Source organism: Parazoarcus communis (genome assembly GCF_003111665.1).
Classification (GTDB): Bacteria; Pseudomonadota; Gammaproteobacteria; order Burkholderiales; family Rhodocyclaceae; genus Parazoarcus; species Parazoarcus communis_B.
Genome location: NZ_CP022188.1, coordinates 2,142,964 through 2,162,810 on the forward strand (window position 1 = coordinate 2,142,964; position 19,847 = coordinate 2,162,810).

22 protein-coding genes are annotated in these 19,847 nt (G+C 63.6%); 6 read left to right on the forward strand and 16 right to left on the reverse strand.

Annotated features, from left to right (window positions below; genetic code table 11):
- Positions 1-36: 36 nt before the first annotated feature.
- The 10 genes from CEW87_RS09775 to ybgC are packed head-to-tail and all read right to left on the reverse strand — an operon-like array spanning position 37 to position 7,684.
- Positions 37-1,143 carry a YeeE/YedE family protein gene (locus CEW87_RS09775; protein ID WP_108972625.1) on the reverse strand — a complete coding sequence of 369 codons (1,107 nt, stop codon included), beginning with the start codon at positions 1,141-1,143 and terminating at the stop codon, positions 37-39.
- A 44-nt stretch (positions 1,144-1,187) separates the two neighbouring features.
- Positions 1,188-1,880, reverse strand: coding sequence for a 7-cyano-7-deazaguanine synthase QueC (gene queC / locus CEW87_RS09780; RefSeq protein ID WP_108972627.1), 693 nt, complete (start codon positions 1,878-1,880; stop codon positions 1,188-1,190).
- 47 nt (positions 1,881-1,927) lie between these two features.
- The gene (gene queE / locus CEW87_RS09785; protein ID WP_108972629.1) at positions 1,928-2,596 is read right to left on the reverse strand and encodes a 7-carboxy-7-deazaguanine synthase QueE; all 669 of its coding nucleotides are present in this window, start codon (positions 2,594-2,596) and stop codon (positions 1,928-1,930) included.
- A 3-nt stretch (positions 2,597-2,599) separates the two neighbouring features.
- Positions 2,600-3,313, reverse strand: a complete 714-nt coding sequence (gene ybgF, locus CEW87_RS09790) for a tol-pal system protein YbgF (protein ID WP_108972631.1) — start codon at positions 3,311-3,313, stop codon at positions 2,600-2,602.
- A complete protein-coding gene (gene pal, locus CEW87_RS09795) occupies positions 3,313-3,834 on the reverse strand; it encodes a peptidoglycan-associated lipoprotein Pal (protein ID WP_108950600.1) in 522 nt (173 codons plus the stop codon). Before pal ends, ybgF begins: the two co-directional genes overlap by 1 nt.
- A gap of 42 nt (positions 3,835-3,876) precedes the next feature.
- Positions 3,877-5,157, reverse strand: coding sequence for a Tol-Pal system beta propeller repeat protein TolB (gene tolB / locus CEW87_RS09800; protein WP_108977091.1), 1,281 nt, complete (start codon positions 5,155-5,157; stop codon positions 3,877-3,879).
- A gap of 45 nt (positions 5,158-5,202) precedes the next feature.
- A complete protein-coding gene (locus CEW87_RS09805; protein WP_108972633.1) occupies positions 5,203-6,138 on the reverse strand; it encodes an energy transducer TonB in 936 nt (311 codons plus the stop codon).
- Positions 6,135-6,548: an ExbD/TolR family protein gene (locus CEW87_RS09810; protein ID WP_108972635.1), complete on the reverse strand. Its 414-nt coding sequence runs from the start codon at positions 6,546-6,548 to the stop codon at positions 6,135-6,137. The genes CEW87_RS09805 and CEW87_RS09810 overlap by 4 nt, the downstream gene beginning before the upstream one ends.
- Positions 6,549-6,566: 18 nt before the next feature.
- Complete coding sequence (gene tolQ / locus CEW87_RS09815) at positions 6,567-7,241, reverse strand: protein TolQ (protein WP_108972636.1); 675 nt, start codon at positions 7,239-7,241, stop codon at positions 6,567-6,569.
- Positions 7,238-7,684, reverse strand: coding sequence for a tol-pal system-associated acyl-CoA thioesterase (ybgC, locus tag CEW87_RS09820; protein WP_108972638.1), 447 nt, complete (start codon positions 7,682-7,684; stop codon positions 7,238-7,240). The genes tolQ and ybgC overlap by 4 nt, the downstream gene beginning before the upstream one ends.
- Positions 7,685-7,889: 205 nt before the next feature.
- On the opposite strand from ybgC, the gene CEW87_RS09825 reads away from it, so the two are divergent.
- The 4 genes from CEW87_RS09825 to CEW87_RS09840 all read left to right on the forward strand — a co-directional run bounded on the left by CEW87_RS09825 (position 7,890) and on the right by CEW87_RS09840 (position 12,057).
- Entirely contained in the window at positions 7,890-9,056 is a 1,167-nt protein-coding gene (locus CEW87_RS09825) for an STAS domain-containing protein (RefSeq protein WP_199917161.1), read from the forward strand.
- Between the two features lie 71 nt (positions 9,057-9,127).
- Positions 9,128-9,664 (forward strand): ATP-dependent protease subunit HslV, encoded by a 537-nt coding sequence (gene hslV, locus CEW87_RS09830; protein WP_108951514.1) that lies wholly within the window; start codon positions 9,128-9,130, stop codon positions 9,662-9,664.
- Positions 9,665-9,683: 19 nt separating this feature from the next.
- The gene (gene hslU / locus CEW87_RS09835; RefSeq protein ID WP_108972641.1) at positions 9,684-11,015 is read left to right on the forward strand and encodes an ATP-dependent protease ATPase subunit HslU; all 1,332 of its coding nucleotides are present in this window, start codon (positions 9,684-9,686) and stop codon (positions 11,013-11,015) included.
- A 166-nt stretch (positions 11,016-11,181) separates the two neighbouring features.
- Positions 11,182-12,057 (forward strand): AEC family transporter, encoded by an 876-nt coding sequence (locus CEW87_RS09840; RefSeq protein ID WP_108972643.1) that lies wholly within the window; start codon positions 11,182-11,184, stop codon positions 12,055-12,057.
- 17 nt (positions 12,058-12,074) lie between these two features.
- On the opposite strand, the gene CEW87_RS09845 is transcribed toward CEW87_RS09840, so the two are convergent.
- Together CEW87_RS09845 and CEW87_RS09850 are read right to left on the reverse strand one after the other, a co-directional pair.
- Complete coding sequence (locus CEW87_RS09845) at positions 12,075-13,994, reverse strand: diguanylate cyclase domain-containing protein (RefSeq protein ID WP_108972645.1); 1,920 nt, start codon at positions 13,992-13,994, stop codon at positions 12,075-12,077.
- 40 nt (positions 13,995-14,034) lie between these two features.
- Positions 14,035-14,436, reverse strand: a complete 402-nt coding sequence (locus tag CEW87_RS09850; protein ID WP_108972647.1) for an RNA-binding S4 domain-containing protein — start codon at positions 14,434-14,436, stop codon at positions 14,035-14,037.
- Positions 14,437-14,626: 190 nt separating this feature from the next.
- Here CEW87_RS09850 and CEW87_RS09855 point away from each other — a divergent pair, with 190 nt between their 5' ends.
- Positions 14,627-15,331 (forward strand): AzlC family ABC transporter permease, encoded by a 705-nt coding sequence (locus tag CEW87_RS09855; RefSeq protein ID WP_108972649.1) that lies wholly within the window; start codon positions 14,627-14,629, stop codon positions 15,329-15,331.
- On the forward strand, positions 15,328-15,654 hold the full coding sequence (locus CEW87_RS09860; RefSeq protein WP_108972650.1) for an AzlD domain-containing protein: 327 nt from the start codon (positions 15,328-15,330) through the stop codon (positions 15,652-15,654). The genes CEW87_RS09855 and CEW87_RS09860 overlap by 4 nt, the downstream gene beginning before the upstream one ends.
- A gap of 16 nt (positions 15,655-15,670) precedes the next feature.
- On the opposite strand, the gene CEW87_RS09865 is transcribed toward CEW87_RS09860, so the two are convergent.
- The 4 genes from CEW87_RS09865 to CEW87_RS09880 all read right to left on the reverse strand — a co-directional run bounded on the left by CEW87_RS09865 (position 15,671) and on the right by CEW87_RS09880 (position 19,831).
- Positions 15,671-15,916 (reverse strand): ferrous iron transport protein A, encoded by a 246-nt coding sequence (locus CEW87_RS09865; RefSeq protein ID WP_108972652.1) that lies wholly within the window; start codon positions 15,914-15,916, stop codon positions 15,671-15,673.
- A gap of 11 nt (positions 15,917-15,927) precedes the next feature.
- Positions 15,928-17,904: a ferrous iron transport protein B gene (gene feoB / locus CEW87_RS09870; protein WP_108972654.1), complete on the reverse strand. Its 1,977-nt coding sequence runs from the start codon at positions 17,902-17,904 to the stop codon at positions 15,928-15,930.
- Between the two features lie 116 nt (positions 17,905-18,020).
- Positions 18,021-18,701, reverse strand: coding sequence for a Fe2+-dependent dioxygenase (locus CEW87_RS09875; RefSeq protein WP_108972655.1), 681 nt, complete (start codon positions 18,699-18,701; stop codon positions 18,021-18,023).
- Positions 18,695-19,831 carry an alpha-hydroxy acid oxidase gene (locus tag CEW87_RS09880; protein ID WP_108977095.1) on the reverse strand — a complete coding sequence of 379 codons (1,137 nt, stop codon included), beginning with the start codon at positions 19,829-19,831 and terminating at the stop codon, positions 18,695-18,697. The genes CEW87_RS09875 and CEW87_RS09880 overlap by 7 nt, the downstream gene beginning before the upstream one ends.
- Between the last annotated feature and the right edge of the window lie 16 nt (positions 19,832-19,847).

Here is a 19,847-nt window from a genome sequence, read left to right on the forward strand (position 1 = left end):
CTGCCACGTCTTGTGCGCAGGCAGGGTGGCAGAGGATCAGGCCTCGCGCATCATCAGCCAGTACTGCACTTTCATGGTCGCCGCGGCGCCGGCAATGATGGCCGCAGTCGCAAGGAAAGAGCCGATGGCCAGCGTGGACAGGCCGGTGATGCCCTGGCCGATGGTGCAGCCCATCGCCGTGACCCCGCCGAAGCCCATCAGAATGCCGCCGATGAGGTGGCGGATGAGATCGTCCGGTGTGCGAAAGCCTTCAAGGCGGAAACTGCGGGTGCTCAGCGCGTACAGCATGGAGCCGGCGATGACGCCGAGCGCGCAGGCAATACCGAAAGTCACCACCCGGCTGGTGTCGCTCCACAGCATCAGCAACTCCAGTGTGTAGGCGAGCGGCGCAACAAAGGACAGCGATTCCGCGCGGCCGCTGTTGGTGCCGATGAATGCTTCTTCAAGCGTTTCGGGGTGCTCGGCAATGTAGCCGACGTGGGCGGAAACGTACCAGCCGGCGAGGATCAGGCCACCGATCACAATGCCGCCGAGAAGGACGTCGCTGCGCCATGCCTCGCGCCGGGCGAGTGCGGCCAGCAGCAGGCCGCCTCCGATGACGCCGGCAGCGAGCAGGACCGCGACATCCGGTGCGAAGCCTGCGCTGGAGAGAAAGGAAGGGAGGTCCTGGGCGTGCGCCAGGTCGATGGCCACCACGTCGATGAAGTTCACCCGCCATACGCCAAACAGCCCGCGCAGCGTCATGTAGGCGCCGATGGCGACGAAGAAGAACACCACAAGGGACTTCAGGTTGCCGGCGCCGATACGGATCAGGGTCTTGCTGCCGCATCCTGACGCGAGCGTCATGCCGATGCCGAAACAGATGCCCCCGAAGATGTGCGACAGCCAGATCAGGCGACTGCCGGTGTAGATCGACTTCGATACGTCTATCAGCCCGCCCAGCCCGAGCGCTGCCGTGCCGAGCACGGCAACCGCGATTGACAGCATCCACATGCGCATGCGGTTCCAGTCGCCCATGTTGACGATGTCCGATACTGCGCCGAGGGTGCAGAAATTGGTCTTGTTGCCAACGAACCCGAACACGATGCCGATGGCGAAGGCGAGCAGGGCGATGGTCGATACGGCGATTGGTGCTTCTTCCATGGCGCAGATACCGGAACGGAAACGAGCTGCGATTCTATTTGAAATCAGCCATTTCGGTGTTGATAAGGTGTGGGGTCGTCAACGCCGGCAGCTTCGAAGCCGGCACGGCGCAGGCGGCAGGCGTCGCAGCGTCCGCAGGCGCGGCCGTCGTCTGCCGCCTGATAGCATGACACCGTCAGCCCGTAGTTAACGCCCAGCGCGGTCCCGCGTCGGATGATGTCGGCTTTGGATAGCGTCATCAGCGGGGCATGAATGCGCAGGCCATGGCCTTCGATGCCGGCCTTGGTGGCGAGGTTGGCCATGGCCTGAAAGGCTTCGATGAAGGCAGGACGACAATCCGGGTAGCCGGAGTAATCCACTGCATTGACGCCGACGAAGACATCGCGTGCACCGAGTACTTCGGCCCAGGCCATTGCGATCGACAGCATGACGGTATTGCGGGCCGGTACGTAGGTGACCGGGATGCCGTCCGCCTCGACGTCTTCGGGCACGGCGATGCCGGGGTCGGTCAGGGCCGAGCCGCCGAACTGGCCGAGTTCGACGCGGGCGAGGCGGTGCTCCCTGGCGCCAAGGGCTTCGGCGACGCGTTTCGATGCCGTCAGCTCGGCGACATGGCGCTGGCCGTAGGCGACGGACAGGGCGTAGGTTTCAAAACCCTGCTCGCGGGCGATGGCCAGGCAGGTGGCGGAATCCAGCCCGCCAGACAGCAGGACGATGGCGCGGGGCGTTGAAGTCATGGAATAGCTCCGGGCTAGTCAGAGGGGGCGCACGGGGGCGCGTTGGTTCAGCGCCCGCGGGCGTCCTGCCATAGCACCTTGTGCAGTTGCAGCTGGAAGCGCACGGGCAGGCGGTCGCGTACGATCCACTCGGCGAGCCGGGCCGGGTCGAGCTTGCCGGCAACCGGCGAGAGCAGAACGGTACAGCGAGCGGCGAGATCGTACTCGGCAATTCTGCCCTTGGCCCACTCGTAGTCGGCCTCGTCGGCCAGCACGATCTTGATCTCGTCGTGTGCGTTGAGCAGTGCGATGTTTTCGAAACGGTTTCTCGCAGACTCGCCGGAGCCGGGCGCCTTGAGGTCCATGATGCGCGAAACGCGAGGGTCGACGGCGCTGATGTCGAGCGCGCCGCTGGTCTCAAGCGATACCGAGTGCCCGGCATCGCACAGTGCGGTGAGCAGCGCAAGGCAGGCGGTCTGTGCCAGCGGTTCGCCACCGGTGACGCACACCGAGTGCAGGCCGTGGCTGGCCACATCTTCGAGCACCGATTCAAGACTGACGGTCTCGCCGCCCTTGAAGGCATAGGCGGTATCGCACCAGGTGCAGCGCAAGGGGCAACCGGTCAGGCGGACAAAAACAGTGGGCAGGCCGACGCGGGTCGACTCGCCCTGCAGTGAAGCAAAAATTTCCGACAGCCGCAAAGTCGTGCTGCGACTGACGTTTTCCTGATCTGCCATGGCTTAGCGCTTTGCCAGCCGTTGCTTCGCAGCCTGCGCGGCGTTAGACGACGGGTAACGTTCAATCAGGGTCTGCAGCGTGCGCTGGGACGTTTTCGGATCGCCCATGGCTTGCTGGCTGTTGGCAAGGCCGAGCATGGCGTCAGGCGCCACCACATCGTTGGGCCACTTGCCGAGCACAGTATTGAAGTGCCGGCTGGCTGCTGCTGCATCCTTGTTCTGCAAGGCTGCATTGCCCGCCCAGAAGTGCGCACTGGGGGTGCTGGCGTTGTCGGGGTAGCGAACGACGAAACTCTCGAAAGCCGTCATGGCTTCGCGCGCCTTGCCTTCCTTGAGAAGGTTCAGTGCGGCTTCATATTCGGCAGCTTCTTCTGCTGCGTTTCCACCTGCTTGCGGTGCGGTCTGGCCCGCGGTTTCGAGCGCGCGCATGCGGGCATCGAGGTCGACGTAGAAATCGCGTTGACGCTGCTTGAGCGACTCGACTTCATTGAGCACGACTTCGAGCTGGCCACGCAGCTTGGCGACTTCTGCGCGCAGCTTTTCGTTCTGGTTGGCCAGTTCGAGCTGCCCACGATTGGACGTTTCGATCCGGCCTTCCAGATCCTGCCGCATCTCGGTGATCTGGCGACGCGCGTCAGTGTCGTCGAACAAGCCCGCTTGCGCGGGCCCGGCCATAGACAGTGCGACAAGCGCCGCCAGTGGCAGGAGGCGAATCATCAGAACTCACCCGAGTACAGGATGTCGCCACGGCGGTTCTGCGCGTAGCAGGCTTCCGACGCGTCGGTGCAACGCGGCTTCTCTTCGCCCAGGCTGACGGACTCGATCTGCGATTCCTTGGCGCCGAGCAGGCTCAGGGCCTGACGCACGGCGTCGGCACGCTTCTGGCCGAGTGCAAGGTTGTACTCACGGCTGCCGCGTTCGTCGGTGTTGCCCTGCAGGAGCACCTTCATCTGCGGGTTCTGCACCAGGAAGCGGGCGTGCGCTTCGATCAGCGCCTTGCCTTCACTCTTGATGACGAAGCTGTCGTAGTCGAAGTACACGCTGCGCTTGGACAGGATGTTGTTGGGATCGGTCAGCGCAGCGATGCCGGAGCCGGACATGCCCGGTGCGGTTACGGTGGCGACACCGGCGCCCGCGCCGGTACGATCTTCAACCTTGGCGCCGGTCGCATCGGTGCCGGTGCTGGAGCAGGCGGCAAGGAGGGCGGACAGCAGAGCGGGCAACAGCAGTTTTTTCATGGATGTATCTCCAATTTGATTATGCAAGGGACAGCAGCGTTGTTACCTTTGCAAGGGACCCCATGCGGGCTCCCTCACATCAGCGGCCTGCACCGAAAGGCGTTGCTTCACCCGGCCATCGGACGATACGGCCGCAAGCACTCCACGCCCACCGGTTTCGGTGGCGTAAAGGATCATGCGGCCATTTGGCGCGAAGCTTGGAGATTCGTCACGCGCCGAATCGGTGAGGATCGTTGTCTGGCGGCTGGCGAGGTCATTCACAGCCACCTGAAATTTGCCGTTGCTGCGGGTGATGAAGGCGAGCAGCTTGCCGTCGGCCGAGGGGCGCGGCGTGACGTTGTAGCTGCCTTCGAAGGTCACCCGCTGGGCGTTGCCGCCGCCGGTCGGAATGCGATAGATCTGGGGGCTGCCGCCGCGGTCGGAGGTGAAATAAATCCACTGCCCGTCGGGCGACCAGGCCGGCTCTGTATCGATGCCGGCCGAGCTGGCCAGGCGACGCACGCCCGAACCGTCGGCATTGAGCACGTAGAGCTGCGACTGTCCGTCCTTGGTCAGCACGACTGCGAGCTGACCACCATCGGGTGACCAGGTTGGCGCGGAGTTGGAGCCCTTGAAGTTGGCGACCACCTGACGCTGGCCGGTTGCCAGGGTATGGATGTAGATGATGGGCTTCTTGGCCTCAAAGGAGACGTAGGCCAGACGCTGCCCATCGGGCGACCATGCGGGCGAGATGATGGGCTCGCGGGACACAAGCGCAGCCTGCGCATTCATGCCGTCGGCGTCGGCGATCTGCAGTTCGTAGCGCGCACCGCTCTTCACCACGTAGGCGATGCGGGTGGCGAAGTAACCGGGCAGGCCGGTGAGCTTCTCGTAGACGAAATCCGCGATGCGGTGGCCGGTGAGCCGGTTCTGTGCTGGCGCCATCCGCAGCGACATCGCGCCCAGTTCAACCTGCTTCTGGGTGTCGAACAGGCGGAAACGGACTTCGTAGCGGCCGTCGGACTGTGGTAGCAGCGATGCGCTCAGCACTGCATCGGCACCCCGTCCACGCATGGCGGCAAGGTCGGGTACACGTGATTCCGGCAGGGGCAGGGGGCCGATATCGACCAGACTGAAGAGCCCACTGCGCTCGAGGTCGGCCCGGACGACGTCCGAGATGCCGCGCGGCAGGCTGCTTTCATTTTCGAACACCGGGATGATGACCGGGAAGCGCGAAGCGCCGGCGCCGGTGATCTCGATGGAGAGCTGCGCATGGGCGCCGAGTGCGATGCAGGCGAGCGCTCCGGCGAGCAGCAGACGGAAGGAGGCGAGAATTTTGGTCATAACGTGGTGCACAACAATGTTGTCGATTATAGCCATAGGGTGACCTTATTCATCCAGAGGACGGAACTTCAGTTCCAGCGTACGCTGAAAAAGTTCCCTTTGGGCGGGCAGTGGCAGCGGACTGGAGCGCCGGATTGCGCGTTCGATCGCATCGTCGAGCGCAGGAATACCTGATGAACGCTTCAGCCGGATGACCAGGACTTCGCCGCTTGGCAGTTGATCCACCTCGAATACCGCTTCGGGGTTGCCGCTCAGCCCGGGTGGGCTCAGCAGATTGCCGCGGACCTTGGTGCGAATCGCGTTCTGGTAGGCGTCGATTTCGCCCTTGGTGCGCGCCGACGCAGCGCGCGCAGCTTCTCCGCGCATCATGCCTTCGACCTTGGCGCGGTCACTTTCCTGTTCCAGCAGCTTGGCCATGTAGTCGTCCTTTGGCGGAGCGACCGGCTTCGGGGGCTCGGGCTTCTTCGGCTCGACCTTGGGTTCGGGCTTTTTGGGCTCTGGCTTGGGCTCGGGTTTTTTCGGTTCCGGTTTGGGCTCGGGTTTCGGCGGTTCCGGTTTCTTGGGCTCGGGCTTGGGTTCGGGCTTCTTTGGCTCCGGCTTCTTCGGTTCGGGTTTGGGCTCGGGTTTGGGTGGCTCCGGCTTCTTTTCCGGCGCCTTGGTCGCAATCTCGGGCTTGACCACCGGTTTGGGTGGCTCGGGCGGCGGCACCGGCTTGGGTACCGGCTTTGGCTCTGGTTTTGGTTCGGGCTTGGGTTCGGGTTTCGGGGGCTCGGGCTTGGGTTCCGGCGCAGGCTCGATCTGCGGCGCGGGACGGCTGGGCGGGGCCGAGACGAGCTCGACCTCGAGCGATGCCGGCGGCTTGCTCTGCCAGTTGATGCCGAAGAACAGGAACAGCGCCAGACCCACGTGAACCACGACGGTCAGCGTGAGCGATGCGAGTTTCCCGGGTTGCTCCTGCGGGCTGTGACGTTCTTCGTTCATTGGCCCCGGTTGCCCGATTGGGTCTGCAGGCTGATCTTCTTCACGCCCAGTTCGCGAGCGGTTTCGAGAATGTCGATCACCTTCTGGTACTGAAGTTCGCTGCTTGCTGCGACCAGAAAGGGCTGCTCCGGATTGCTGGCGATGGCCTGCTTCAGCTCACGCTGGAACTCGAGGCTGGATAGCTTCTTCGAGCTCGCGCTGCTGCTTGCACGCAGTGCGAGCGAACCATCCTTGCTGACCTCGATCACCATGGCCTCGGCCGGAGGCGAGGCGAGGGGGCCGGACGAGGGTACGTCGATATTGCCCGGCTGTACCATCGGCGCAGTCACCATGAAGATGACGAGCAGCACCAGCATCACGTCGATGTAGGGCACGACGTTGATCTGGTTCATGAGGCGGCGTTGGCGCATGTCTTGCCTCCCGACCGCTTAGCGCAGGTGCCGCTGCAGGATGTTCGAGAACTCTTCCATGAAACTCTCGAAACGGATGCTGATCCGGTCGATGTCATGGACGAAGCGGTTGTACGCCACGACGGCGGGGATGGCCGCAAACAGGCCGATCGCGGTTGCGACAAGCGCTTCGGCAATGCCGGGGGCGACCTGTGTGAGCGTTGCTGCGCCGACGTTGGCGAGGCCGCGGAAGGCGTTCATGATGCCCCAGACGGTGCCCAGCAGGCCGATGTAGGGTGACACCGAGCCAACAGATGCCAGAAAGGCCAGATGGGCTTCGAGGTCATCGACTTCGCGCTGGTAGGTTGCCCGCATCGCGCGGCGAGCGCCATCGATGGTCGCTGTCTGGTCGTGGCTCTTGGCGCGCAGCTTGGTGAATTCACGGTAGCCGGATTCAAAGATGCGTTCCATGCCGCCGCTGTGATGGCGGCCGGCCGAAGCCGACTGGAACAGACCGTTGAGGTCACCGCCGCTCCAGAAGTCGCGCTCGAACTCGGCCGTTTTCGTGCGAGCAGCCCGGATCTGGAACCACTTGCGAAAAATCCAGTACCAGGACACCAGCGAGACGGTGGCGAGCAGCGCCATCACCAGTTGCACGAGTACGCTGGCCTGACTGATCAGGCTGAGAATGGAAAGGTCGTGGGAGACAGTCATGCTGTTTGGAGTTTTTCGAGTTGGGTGCGGACGGCATCCGGAATCGGTGCCGGCCTGTTGCGGTTCCAGTCGACACAGGCAATCTGGATGTCTGCATCGAACAGGAGGGTGTCGCCTCGCATCACTTTCTGCCCGAAGGTGATGCTGGCGCGGCGAAGCTGATCTATTGTGCTGACAACGGTAAGTGCGTCGTCGAGTCGGGCGGGCGAGCGGTAATCGGCCCTGACCGAACGTACGACGAAGGCGAGACCGTCTTCAGCGAGCATGCGCTGCTGTTCAAAACCGATTGCACGCAGCCACTCGGTGCGCGCACGCTCACAGAAGCGCAGGTAATTGGCGTAGTAAACGACGCCTGCCGCGTCGGTGTCTTCGTAATAGACACGAACAGGCAGGACGAAACCGGGCGGGAACGCCGGGTCGCCGGGCGTATGATTCGTTTGCATTGCAGCATTCTAGCCGAGCAGCCAGACTGGATTGTGGTTCATTGGTGGCAAGGTGTTTGCAAAAGGTAAGCATTCGTTTCCTGCGCGAGGCGGGACGGGCCCGCGGCGGGTGTGAGATTCTGCTGCGCAAGCACCTGTGCTGAAGTGATATGCTTTCAGGCCAGTCAATACTGGCATCCCCGCAATCATTCTGGTTGATTCAGGCGTGGCGCTTCCCTTTTTCGGCAAGAAACCCAATTCCGCGCCCGGCGAGCAACATGCGCCGGCTACTTCGGACGCCCGGCGCTCGCAGTCTCCGCGTACCGAACTGTCTACGCTCGATTTCTCGGGTGGTGACGTCAATCGTGCCCTGGCGCAATGCGCTGGCATGGTGGAAGTGCAGGAAGTGGGTGCGGGCATCGGCGCCATCTATGAAGAGGCGGCGGTGCTCTACGCAAACGGTAACGTGGCTGAAGCCGAGCGCGTGCTCGACTTCGTGATCGAGGACTCCACCAATTCGGCGGGCGAAGGCCTGTGGATGATGCTGCTCGATCTGTACCGGCTCACCGGGCAACGCGAACGCTTCGAGTCGCGCGTCCTTGATTACGCTACCCGCTTCGAGCGTTCACCTCCGCCGTGGGTGGATCTTTCCTGTCAGCCGGGTGCGCGGCGTGGCGATGTTGCGCCGCTGATCAACCTCTCCGGCAATCTCTCTGGTCAGGCCGCACCGCAGTTTCAGCAGATCTGCGTGATCGGCCGCAAGAGCGGGGCGATCAGGATCGATCTCGGGCGCCTGCGCGCTGTTGACGATACCGGCTGCGGTCTGCTGAGCAAGGCCCTGACGCAACTGGCAAGCGACCGGGTGCGGGTGTCGGTGCTCAACGCAGCGCAGCTGGTCAATATGTTGCAGGGACAGGTGGCGCCTGGGCGCGGCGACAATCGCGAGATCTGGTTGCTGATGCTCGAGCTGCTGCAATACACGGGCGAGCACGCGCGTTTCGAGGATCTCGCCGTCGACTATGCCGTCACCTTTGAGGAGTCGCCGCCATCCTGGGAGTTCAAGTCCCAGCAGAAAGCAGCGGAAGATACTGCGGTGCTCGATACCGCAGCCCGCGGCGGGGACGCTTTCCGTTTCGAAGGCGAATTGACGGGTGCCTCGAACGAGCCCATCCGCAAGCTCGCCGCGCACGCGTCCGGACTTCAGGTGGTGACGGTGGATTGCAGTCGTCTCAAACGCATCGATTTCGTCGGTGCCGGTACCTTGTTCAACGTTCTTGCCACCTTGCAGTCTCAGGGTAAACTCGTGGTCATGCAGAATGTGAACGCCATGGTTGGTGCCCTGCTGCGTGTCATGAGCGTCGATCAGGTTGCTCAGGTGACTCTGCGCCCCTGAGCAATGCCATTGGCTGCAAACGCTCGCCAGCCAGGCTTCAAGCCCTACACCAATTCCGGCAAGGATTCATGATGGAACAGTATCACGGCACAACCATTCTTTCGGTGCGTCGCGGAAACCGCGTCGCGCTCGGCGGCGATGGCCAGGTCACCCTTGGCAATATCGTCATCAAGGCCTCGGCACGCAAGGTGCGTACCCTGTATCAGGGCCGCATTCTGGCGGGCTTCGCGGGCGGTACGGCAGACGCCTTTACATTGTTCGAGCGTTTCGAGGCAAAGCTGGAAAAGCACCAGGGCAACCTGCTGCGCAGCGCTGTCGAACTGGCCAAGGACTGGCGCACCGATCGCATGCTGCGCCGCCTCGAAGCCATGCTCGCGGTGGCCGACCGCGACCATTCGCTGGTGATTACCGGCAATGGTGACGTGCTTGAGCCCGAACAGGGTATCGTCGCCATCGGCAGCGGCGGCGCCTACGCGCAGGCCGCCGCGCGTGGTCTGATCGAAAATACCGAACTCACACCGCAGGAAGTGGTGGCGAAGTCACTCGCCATCGCTGGAGACCTGTGCATCTATACCAACCAGTGCCACACCATCGAAGTGCTGGACTGACCTCCTTTCGAGTGCCCTCATGACCCAGATGACCCCACCCGAGATCGTTTCCGAACTCGACAAGCACATCGTCGGCCAGAATCGAGCCAAGAAGTCGGTGGCAATTGCACTGCGCAACCGCTGGCGTCGCGCCCAGGTGGCCGAGCCGCTGCGCAGCGAGATCACGCCGAAGAACATTCTCATGATCGGCCCGACCGGCGTCGGCAAGACCGAGATCGCCCGCCGCCTGGCGCGGCTGGCCAACGCGCCCTTCATCAAGATCGAGGCCACCAAGTTCACCGAGGTGGGCTATGTCGGGCGTGACGTGGAGACGATCATCCGGGATCTGGTCGAGATCGCGATCAAGGATGGACGCGAGGAAGCGATGCGAGTGGTGCGTGACCGTGCGCTCGACGCCGCCGAGGACCGGGTGCTCGATGCCCTGCTGCCGCCCGCACGCGGTGCCGGATTCAATGCCGAGCCCGAAACGCAAGATTCGACCACGCGGCAGAAATTCCGCAAGAAGCTGCGCGAAGGCGAGCTCGATGACAAGGAAATCGAGATCGAACTGGCAGCGTCACCGATGCACGCGGAGATCTTCGCCCCGCCGGGCATGGAGGAGCTGACCCAGCAGATTCAGGGCATGTTCCAGAACATGGGCAACGGCAAGCGCAAGCAGCGCAAGCTCAAGATCGTCGAGGCGCTCAAGTTGCTGGTCGAGGAAGAGGCCGCCCGCCTGGTCAATGACGAGGAGGTGAAGACCGCTGCAGTGAAGGCGGTCGAGCAGAACGGCATCGTCTTTCTCGATGAGATCGACAAGATCGCCGCGCGCTCCGACTCGCAGGGGGCGGACGTTTCGCGCCAGGGTGTGCAGCGCGACTTGCTGCCCCTGGTGGAAGGGACGACGATTTCGACCAAGTACGGCATGGTCAAGACCGACCATGTGCTCTTCATCGCCAGCGGTGCGTTTCATCTGTCGCGGCCGAGCGACCTGATCCCCGAGTTGCAGGGGCGCTTCCCGATCCGGGTCGAACTGGATGCGTTGTCGGTCGAGGACTTCGAGTGCATTCTGACCAGCACCGATGCCTGCCTCACCCGACAGTACGAAGCACTGCTCGCGACCGACGGAGTGACGCTTGAATTCAGGCCAGACGGCATTCGCCGCCTGGCCGAGATTGCCTATCAGGTGAACGAAAAAACCGAAAACATCGGTGCCCGACGGCTCTATACCGTGATGGAAAAGCTGCTCGAAGAGGTTTCCTTCGACGCCGGCAAGATCGGGCTCACGGCGCTGGTCGTTGATGCGTCTTACGTCGATACCCGACTCGAGGTTCTGGCCGAGCGGGAGGATCTCGCGCGTTACGTTCTTTGAGCGCGCTCGGCGAATGCCGGCGCCAGCCATGCTGAATGATGGCGTCGCCATTCACCCGTGTCGGGCGCGGAGTTCTGACGCAGAATCATGATCTTTCAGGGCCGGGTGTGACCGGCTCTGCGTTTGTACACGGCGTGCATGTCGCGCTGCAATTTCGGTAGCCATCATGCTCATTCGCATCGTCTCGATCCTGTTCCCCCTGTTTGCGATCACCGCGCTGGGTTATTTCGTCGGCAAGCGGCTGAAGCCCGACATGTCCCATGCCAACAAGCTCAACATGGACGTGTTTGTGCCGGCGCTGGTGTTTGCCGCGCTCGCGAACAAGGAATTTCACATCTCCGAGTACATGCCGCTGCTCGGCGCCACCCTGATCATGGTGCTGGGCGCTGGGGTGATGGGCTGGGTGACTGCCCGCATTGCAAAGGTGGATGCCAAGACCTTCGTGCCGCCACAGATGTTCAACAACTGCGGCAACCTGGGGCTGCCACTTGCCGTGCTGGCTTTTGGCGACGAGGCGCTGGCACCTGCGGTGGTGATGTTCATGGTGTCGAACCTGCTGCACTTCTCGTTTGGCGCCTGGCTTCTCGACCACAACATCCGGATTGCCACGGTCTGGCGGGTGCCGTCCGTGCTGGCGACGATGGCCGGCCTGGCGGTTGCCGTTTCCGGATTCGAAGTGTGGTCGCCGCTGATGCTGGCAATCAAGATGCTGGGCGATATCGCTATTCCGCTGATGCTGTTCGCGCTTGGCGTGCGGCTGAACGATTCCCGGATCACCTCGGTCGGTCTGGGTGTGTTCGCTGCGGTTGTGCGGCCGGTGACCGGCATGCTGCTGGCGTGGGGGGTGATGCTGCTCATCGACCTGCCGCCTCGCGAACAGGCGCTACTGCTGGTCTTTGGCGCCCTGCCGCCGGCGGTCCTGAACTACATCTTCGCCGAGCGCTACCATCAGGAGCCGGAGAAAGTGGCGTCCATGGTACTGATCGGCAATCTCTTCTCGATGCTGTTTCTGCCGGTTGCTCTCGCCCTGGCGCTGGTCTGAGCGCCTGAGCCCGGTTCTCAGGGGATGGGGCCAGCCATGGTGTTGAGCCCGCTTCCGCTGCGTTTGCTGCGGTACATTGCAGCGTCTGCCCGACTGAGCAGTTCGGCAAAGCTCGTGCCATGGTCGGGGAACATCGCCATGCCGATGCTGGCGCGGACGAACCAGTTGCGGCCGTCTACGTTCAGGGGCAGAGCCAGGTCGCGCGTGAGCCGACCCGCAGCGGCACGGACGTCCACCTCGTTTGCGGGTTGACCGAGCAGGATCACGAATTCGTCCCCCCCGAGTCGTGCCACGGTGTCGCTGTCACGCAGGGCCAGTTGCAGGCGGGTCGCCACGGTGGCGAGAACCGTGTCGCCCGTGGCGTGCCCCGCGTTGTCGTTGATCTGCTTGAAGCCGTCGAGATCGATGACGAGCAGTGCGGCACGCCCGCGATGGCGGCGCGCCGCACTGAAGGTCATTTCGGCGCGCTGTTCCAGCAGGCGCCGGTTGGGCAACTTTGTCAGCGGGTCGAAGAATGCCAGGCGCTCGATTTCGGCCTCGGCCTGCTTGCGTGCATTGATATCCGATACCTGCGCCAGCACGGCACCGATTGTGCGTTTGGCGAGTTGGTTGCCGAGGCGCATTTCGACCCAGCGTGCTTCGTCGTTCGGGCGCAGGAGGCGGCACTCGAGCGCAACCGGGGCGCCTTCCGTGACCACCTTGCCAAAGCCTGTCCTGACCGCATCTGCGTCTTCTTCGACAACGTTGTTCCACAGCGGCCTGCCTTCCCACTGCGCTCGCGGCAGGCCGGTGATACGGGCGGTCGACGCATCGGCACTGCGCACGAGGCCGTCGGCATCGATCTCGAGCACACAGTCCAGCGCCTGGTCGGCGAGAGCCTGATTTCGCGCAGCGCGGCGGATGCGCTGCTGGCCAAGATGGGTGATCGTTCCGGCCATCAGGGCGCCTCCGAGCATGAGGAGCACGATGACAGGCATCGGGATCAGGTTGAGTTCGACGTTGCGGGGGGTGAAACGGATATCCCAGCGGCGGCCGCCGTAGATGTGGGTCCGGTGCAGTGTTTGCCGGTAGGGCAGGGATTCGTTGTCGATCGCGTCGTCTTCGAACAGTACCGCGGGATAGGTGTCCAGGCCTTCTTCGGCGCCCAGGTCGACGATCTGCAGGTGGAAGCGGCGGCGCAGCGCCGGTGCAATGGCGGTGTTGATGAGATCGTTGACGAGGAAGGATGCAGCGACGGTCTGCTGGTTCGAGAAATGACCGTTCCAGCCCGGTGTGCTGACCGGCGCCAGTATGAGCACTGCAACGGCGTTGGGTGCCTGCTGCAGACGGATCGGCGGCGTGGCGGCGAAGCCGTGGCTGCGCGCACGGGCGATCGCGAGGCGACGGACGTCGCTGCTCATGAGGTCGTACCCCAGGGAACGCTGATTGCCCAGTGGCGGATGGATGGTCTCGACGACGTGGTGCGTATGGCCGGGTTCGACAGGGTAGATGTCAAAACTTGCGTACGCCGGGTCATAATCGGAAAGGGTCTTTCTGACCCATTTCACATACGCTTCGCGATCGTCCTCGCTCACTTCCCGGTTGAAGGCAAATGCGCGCAACCCGGGCACGGCCTGTTCAATCTCCAGCGCGCGTGCATATCGCGCAAACTCTGCAACGGTGACTTCGTCGCTGCCGAGGTAATGGGCACGCAGGCCCAGGACAGCGTTCTGATAGAGCACAGTCTGCTGTATCAATGAAACCGTGGCCTGATCGACCGTGCGCGCGAAGGCGCGTTCGGACCGTGAGGCTTCCACCTCCTGATACTGCTGCAGGGCCAGCCACTGCAAGGCGATGACCGCCGCGACGACGGCCGCCGTGATCAGGGCGGAACGACGCCGTGCCGGCAAGCTCATTGCCGATACGCACGAACGGGCGGTGGGCGACGGGGGGGCCATGCTGCCTTGCTCCTTCCTGCTCCTTGTGCGGGCAGCGTTGCTACTCGCGCTGAAAGCGCTCGATCTGCCTGCGGTCCCGTTTGGTCGGGCGACCGTGCAGGCCTGCTCCGGGTGTCGCTGCGAGGCGGCGAGCCTCGCGTTCGGTTTCGCGGCGAGCAATGCTCTCCGCGCTCTCTTCGTACAGCAGGCGGGCCTGCTCGGCAGGGCCGCGTTTTTCGGCGATGCCGCATACACGCACCGAGATGGTGGCTTCGGCCTGAGTGATGTCTATCCGGTCGCCCGGCTTCACTGCACGGGCCGGTTTGGCCGACGCGCCGTTCAATTTTACCTTGCCGCCTTCCACCGCTTCGGTTGCAGCACTTCGGTGCTTGAAGAAGCGGGCTGCCCACAGCCACTTGTCGAGGCGGGTGCGGTCGGGGTCGGAGACGGGTTGGCCTGACATGTTAAGCATCTTGGAAAAGGTGTTCAGGTGTTCAGATCATCTCAGCAAAGTATCGCACACAGAAGCAGGGCAAACCCGCGCTCATGCAAACGCAATTACTCAAGGTGTGATGGTCGATTCGTGCACAAGCGTCTATGGTTGCTTTGGCGGGCACTGCTAACCTAGTGCGCCTTTTCCTCCGGATGTGGACATGAACACCGCTTTCCGTCTTGGTGCCCGTGAAGGCTGGCGCGATTTTCTGCCGATGTCGCTCGGCCTTGTGCCGTGGGCGGTCGTCACCGGCATTGCGATGCGTTCGATCGGCCTGTCGCCGGTCGAGGCAATGGGCATGAATCTGCTCGTCTATGCAGGCACGGCGCAGCTGGGTACCTTGCCCCTGATCGCAACTGGTGCGCCGCTGTGGCTGATCTTTCTGACCGCGATGGTGCTCAATCTGCGCTTCGTGATTTTCAGCGCCGCGCTCGCGCCCGCGTTTCATGGTCATGCCTGGTCGCGGCGGGCGCGTGCGAGCTATCTGCTGGTCGATGGTGTATTCGCCGTCGGTTCGGAGAAGATGCTTGCGAGTGAGGATCCCGAGTGGCGCTGGGGCTATTTCATTGCGCCGTCGGCATGGGCCTGGTCCCTGTGGCAGACCTTTGTGCTGCTGGGCACGCTTGGCGCAGAAGTGATCCCGACCGACTGGTCGCTCGAGTTCATGGTGACCATCGCCCTGATGCTGATGATGATCCCGATGGCGCGTTCCCGGCCGATGCTGGTTGCTGCGCTCGCTGGCGGCGTTTCGGCCGTGCTTCTGCGCGAGCTTCCGCTGCGGCTGGGCCTGTTTGCCGGCATCGCGATCGGCATCGCATCGGGCTTCGTTGCCGAGCACTGGCAGCAGCGGAGGGCGGGCGCATGAGCGAAGGCATCTGGCTGTGGCTGACATTCATCGCCATCGGCAGCACCACCGTTCTGACCCGCGGCAGCTTCATCATGCTCGGGGAAAAGGCCCGCCTGCCCAAGGCATTGCATCGTGCATTGCGCTACGCGCCGGCTGCAGCGCTGTCAGCACTGGTGGCACCTGACATCCTCCTGGACGAAGGGGCGCTGCAGCCCTTCAACCCGAAGTTTGCCGCGGCGCTGGTGGTACTCTTCTTTGCCTTGCGCTCGCGTAATCCCTGGCTGCCCTTCATCTTCGGCATGGGCTTGCTGATTCTGATGCGCAAGGGCTTGGGCTGGTAGCTGGAACGGGGAAGGCTCAGGCTTCCTCGACCCAGACGTGGCGTGCGACATCATGTTCGAGCGCAAGCTCCATGTGGTCGCACAACACCACGGTCATCGGCTGCTGCTGCGTCACGCGAATGATGTGGGGCGGTGACATGCCATAAGCGTGCAGCTGCTCGACCTGCAACGGGTCGATCTCCTTGCCGTATTCCGCAACGCGGACCTTGCGGCCAACTGGGGTGCCGGTGAGGCGGATACGCTCCGAGGGGGATGGGCTCATGTCGATCTCGTTCAGAAGAAGAGGCGCAGGAAGTGGTTGAGCACGCCGCCGACGAAGAAGGCGGTGGGCATGATCATCGCCAGCATCAGTGCGGTGGTGCGAACGCCTTGCTCCTTGACGATCATCATCACGCTGGCGATGCAGGGCACGAACAGGGTGATGGTGACCATGCCGACGACGGCCTGCACCATGTCCAGCTGGTGACTCAGTGCAAACAGGCCGGTGGCGCCGAAGTCGCGGCGCAGGAAGCCCATGACGAAGGCCGCGCTGGCTTCCGGTGGCAGTCCGAGCCAGCCGGTGACCAGCGGTTTGCCGGCCTCGATGATCCACGGCAGGGCGCCGGTGCGGTCGAGCACGAACATGATCAGCGTGCCGAGCAGAAAGAGCGGGATGACCTCGATCAGGTACCACTTGAGGCGGCCGCCGGTTTTCTTCAGCACATTGCCCAGCACCGGCATGCGCATCGGCGGCAGCTCGGTAACGAGCGGTACGCGGCGGCCCTTTACCAGTTTGCCCGCAAGCCAGCCGGCGCTGAGCAGCACCAGCACCATCGCACCTGCCCAGATCACGGTTGCGGTGAAGGAGATGCCACCCAGCAGACCGAGCACCACGCCAAGCTGAGCCGAACACGGAATGGCCAGCGCCATCAGGAAGATGGTGATCAGGCGTTCGCGCGGCGTGTGCAGGATGCGGGTGGTCAGGGTCGCCATGGTCACGCAGCCCAGGCCCAGCACCATCGGCAGCACTGCGCGGCCATTGAGGCCGATGGCTGCGAAGGTGCGGTTGGCGATGACCGACAGGCGGGTGAAGTAGCCGGAGTCTTCGAGCAGGCCGAAGGCAAGGAAGAAGGTGGTCACGATGGGCAGAATCAGCGCCAGCGCGTAGGTCATGCCCATCGTCCACAAGCCGTATTCGCCCACGAGCAGGTCGGCGACCCACGGAATGGTGACGTGGGCCTGCACCAGGGTGGTGACCGCCGGGTTGAGGATGCCGCCGAAGAAGTCCTCTTCGAGCAGACCGACCAGGGTGCTGGCACCAAAATCACCGACAAACAGATAGACCACGTAGAGCACGGCCAGCAGCATTGGCCAGCCCCAGATCCGGTGCACGGCCACTTGTCCGATCAGCAGGGACAGGCTGCGGTCCTTGCCCGCGGCCTGTTGCGACACGGTGCGTGACAGCGCTTCAGCTGCGCGGCCGCGCTCGCGCGCGAGTCGGGCCGGCAGGGAGTCACGACCGATAGCCGGCGCGAGGGCTGCGATCTCCGCCAGCAGTGCAGCTCCCTCGGGGCGGGTGGCGAGCCAGGCTTGCACTTCTGCATCGTGTCCTAGCAGCAGGATGGCCAGGCCGCGGGCTGCCAGTCTCGGGTGAGGTGAGCGCGTGGCGATCATGGCCGTGACCTGATCGATAACGGCCTCGATCTCCGGGTCGTAACGCAGCATGGCTGCAGGATGGCGCGCGTGGACCAGTGCTTCGGTGAGCGGGGCGATGCCTTCGCCGCCCGTTGCGACAGTGGCCACGACGGGTACGCCCAGCGCCTCGGCGAGTGCGGGCGCATCTACCGTCACGCCGCGTGCGCTGGCCTCGTCGGTCATGTTCAGCGCCATCACCATCGGCACGCCCAGTTCTGCGAGCAGGGCGGTGAGGTTCAGGGTGCGGCGCAGGTTCTTGGCGTCGCCCACCTGCACGATCAGGCGCAGGTCTTCATGCAGCAGGGCGCGCACGGTGGCTCGTTCATCGTCACTGCGCGAGGGCAGGGCGAGCACCCCGGGGGTGTCGAGCAAGGACATCTCGCGATCGAAGCGGGCCGATGCGCGGGCAACCTCGACGGTTGTGCCGGGGTAGTTGGAGACGTTTACGTACGTGCCGGTAAGCCGATGAAACAACACCGATTTGCCTACGTTCGGGTGTCCGACCAGTGCGAGGGTTGTGGTGCCCGACTCGGTAGCGACAAGACTTGCGTGTTCAGTCAGCGTGGCCTGGTTCATTGGAAGCTCGGCGATGAAAGTTCATGGAAATGATAATGCATCGCATTAATAAATGCTTGATCTGGCTCAACCGTTGTTGTATCCATGCACGCAGTATGGCTATCGCCCTTGGCGTATCAGGTCACAGCCCAGCGCCGGAGCAGGTTGTGATAGACCTGCGTCAGCGTGATCAGGTCGGGACTGGTCGCACTGTGTGGCGTGAGTCCCTGGATGGCCTGGTCGAGATCGTAAAGCAGGGCCCGGTCGTCCTGCTGCTGCACCATGCTCTGTATCCAGAAGAAGGATGCGATGCGCTCCCCGCGGGTGACCGGGGTCACCTGGTGCAGGCTGCTCGACGGATAGAGCACCATGTCGCCGGCGCCGAGTTTGACCGCCTGTACGCCGAAGGGGCCGTCGATCTGCAGTTCGCCGCCATCGTATTCGTCCGGTTCGGACAGGAACAGCGTGGCGGACAGGTCCGAGCGCACGGTGAGTCCCGTGCCACCGATCGCCATCAGCGCGCTATCGACGTGTAGCCCGTAAGCGCCGCCGTTGCGGTAGCAGTTGAACTTCGGTGGAAAGATGCGGTGGGGGAGTGCCGCGGAGATGAAGGCAGGGTGGTTGCCCAGCTTGCGCAGGATGTGGTTGCCCAGCGCAACGGCGAGTGCCGAGCCGTCTTCGAGCTGGAGGTTGGTCTTTGCCGAGCGCGCCAGGGTGCCCGCGGTCTTGACCCCATCCTGCCAGTCTGCAGCGGCGAGTTGCTGCCTGAAGTGCAGTACTTCGTCCTTGCTCAGGACATTTTCGATCGGAATCAGCATGTGTGGTGCGCCCCTTTCTGTTCTTGAATCATGTCCGGGCCGATATCGTCCAGGGTCGCGCAGCCGGCAAGGGCCATGCAGACCTCGAGTTCCTCGCGCAGCGTCCTGATCAGGTGGGCCACGCCGAGCGCGCCGGCGACGGCCAGCGCATGAAGCTGCAGACGGCCGATCATCACTGCGTCGGCGCCAAGTGCGAGTGCCTTGAAGATGTCGGTGCCGCTGCGAATGCCGCTGTCGAGCAACAAGGGATAGTCCTCACCCACCGCCCGGCGGATCTCCGGCAGGGCAACGAGGCTGGCCGGCACGCCATCGAGACTGCGGCCGCCGTGGTTCGAGACGACCAGCGCAGCCACTCCCTTGCGGCGGAGCTCAACGGCGTCCGCGGGGTGGAGCACACCCTTGACCACAACGGGCAGGGCGGTGTGCGTGAGCAGCCAGGCCAGATCGTCCCAGGTCGGGGCTTCGCTCATCATGCCCTGAAAGATGATGCTTTGATCCCGGTTCAACCGAACCTGCGGGGGCGCCGGGTAAGCGGCAAGGTTGACCGGCTGAATCGCGGACGGCATGACGAAGCCCGCGCGGCGTGCGCGGATGCTGGCGCTCTGGATCGATGCGTCCAGCGTGACGATCAGCGCGCTGAAGCCAGCCCTTTCAGCGCGCCGGACGAGATCGAGGGTGACTTCCCGCCGCGGCTGAAAATACAGCTGAAACCATTTCTGCGCGCCCGCCCGTTCGGCGACGTCTTCCAGGCGGACGGAGGACAAGGTGGAGCACACCATGCAGGCATCCATGGCGGCCGCGCCGCTTGCGCTCGCGAGTTCGCCTTCGGGGTGGGCAAGCCTGTGAAATGCGACCGGCGCGAGCATGACCGGATGCAGCAGCGTGCGGCCGAGCAGGCGCAGTCGCGTATGGCCCGCGCTCAGGTCGCGCAGCAGGCGCGGTCGCAGGCTGAGGCCGGAGAATGCGTCGAGGTTGCTGCGCAGCGTTGTTTCCGTGCCGCTGCCGCCGTCGATATAGGCCAGTGCGCGCGGGTCGATGTGCTTGCGTGCGAGGCGCTCATAGTCCTGCGCGCAATGGATGTCGGCGGGAATGTGATTCAGTGCAGCCTGCGGATCTGTTGTGTCGTTCATTGCGATGTGTGCAAGG

Bases quoted from the DNA above. Each gene is read 5' to 3' on its own strand.
- CEW87_RS09775 (WP_108972625.1), bottom strand. From the start codon at position 1,143: ATGGAAGAAGCACCAATCGCCGTATCGACCATCGCCCTGCTCGCCTTC.
- queC (WP_108972627.1), bottom strand. From the start codon at position 1,880: ATGACTTCAACGCCCCGCGCCATCGTCCTGCTGTCTGGCGGGCTGGAT.
- queE (WP_108972629.1), bottom strand. From the start codon at position 2,596: ATGGCAGATCAGGAAAACGTCAGTCGCAGCACGACTTTGCGGCTGTCG.
- ybgF (WP_108972631.1), bottom strand. From the start codon at position 3,313: ATGATTCGCCTCCTGCCACTGGCGGCGCTTGTCGCACTGTCTATGGCC.
- pal (WP_108950600.1), bottom strand. From the start codon at position 3,834: ATGAAAAAACTGCTGTTGCCCGCTCTGCTGTCCGCCCTCCTTGCCGCC.
- tolB (WP_108977091.1), bottom strand. From the start codon at position 5,157: ATGACCAAAATTCTCGCCTCCTTCCGTCTGCTGCTCGCCGGAGCGCTC.
- CEW87_RS09805 (WP_108972633.1), bottom strand. From the start codon at position 6,138: ATGAACGAAGAACGTCACAGCCCGCAGGAGCAACCCGGGAAACTCGCA.
- CEW87_RS09810 (WP_108972635.1), bottom strand. From the start codon at position 6,548: ATGCGCCAACGCCGCCTCATGAACCAGATCAACGTCGTGCCCTACATC.
- tolQ (WP_108972636.1), bottom strand. From the start codon at position 7,241: ATGACTGTCTCCCACGACCTTTCCATTCTCAGCCTGATCAGTCAGGCC.
- ybgC (WP_108972638.1), bottom strand. From the start codon at position 7,684: ATGCAAACGAATCATACGCCCGGCGACCCGGCGTTCCCGCCCGGTTTC.
- hslV (WP_108951514.1), top strand. From the start codon at position 9,128: ATGGAACAGTATCACGGCACAACCATTCTTTCGGTGCGTCGCGGAAAC.
- hslU (WP_108972641.1), top strand. From the start codon at position 9,684: ATGACCCAGATGACCCCACCCGAGATCGTTTCCGAACTCGACAAGCAC.
- CEW87_RS09840 (WP_108972643.1), top strand. From the start codon at position 11,182: ATGCTCATTCGCATCGTCTCGATCCTGTTCCCCCTGTTTGCGATCACC.
- CEW87_RS09845 (WP_108972645.1), bottom strand. From the start codon at position 13,994: ATGGCCCCCCCGTCGCCCACCGCCCGTTCGTGCGTATCGGCAATGAGC.
- CEW87_RS09850 (WP_108972647.1), bottom strand. From the start codon at position 14,436: ATGTCAGGCCAACCCGTCTCCGACCCCGACCGCACCCGCCTCGACAAG.
- CEW87_RS09855 (WP_108972649.1), top strand. From the start codon at position 14,627: ATGAACACCGCTTTCCGTCTTGGTGCCCGTGAAGGCTGGCGCGATTTT.
- CEW87_RS09860 (WP_108972650.1), top strand. From the start codon at position 15,328: ATGAGCGAAGGCATCTGGCTGTGGCTGACATTCATCGCCATCGGCAGC.
- CEW87_RS09865 (WP_108972652.1), bottom strand. From the start codon at position 15,916: ATGAGCCCATCCCCCTCGGAGCGTATCCGCCTCACCGGCACCCCAGTT.
- feoB (WP_108972654.1), bottom strand. From the start codon at position 17,904: ATGAACCAGGCCACGCTGACTGAACACGCAAGTCTTGTCGCTACCGAG.
- CEW87_RS09875 (WP_108972655.1), bottom strand. From the start codon at position 18,701: ATGCTGATTCCGATCGAAAATGTCCTGAGCAAGGACGAAGTACTGCAC.
- CEW87_RS09880 (WP_108977095.1), bottom strand. From the start codon at position 19,831: ATGAACGACACAACAGATCCGCAGGCTGCACTGAATCACATTCCCGCC.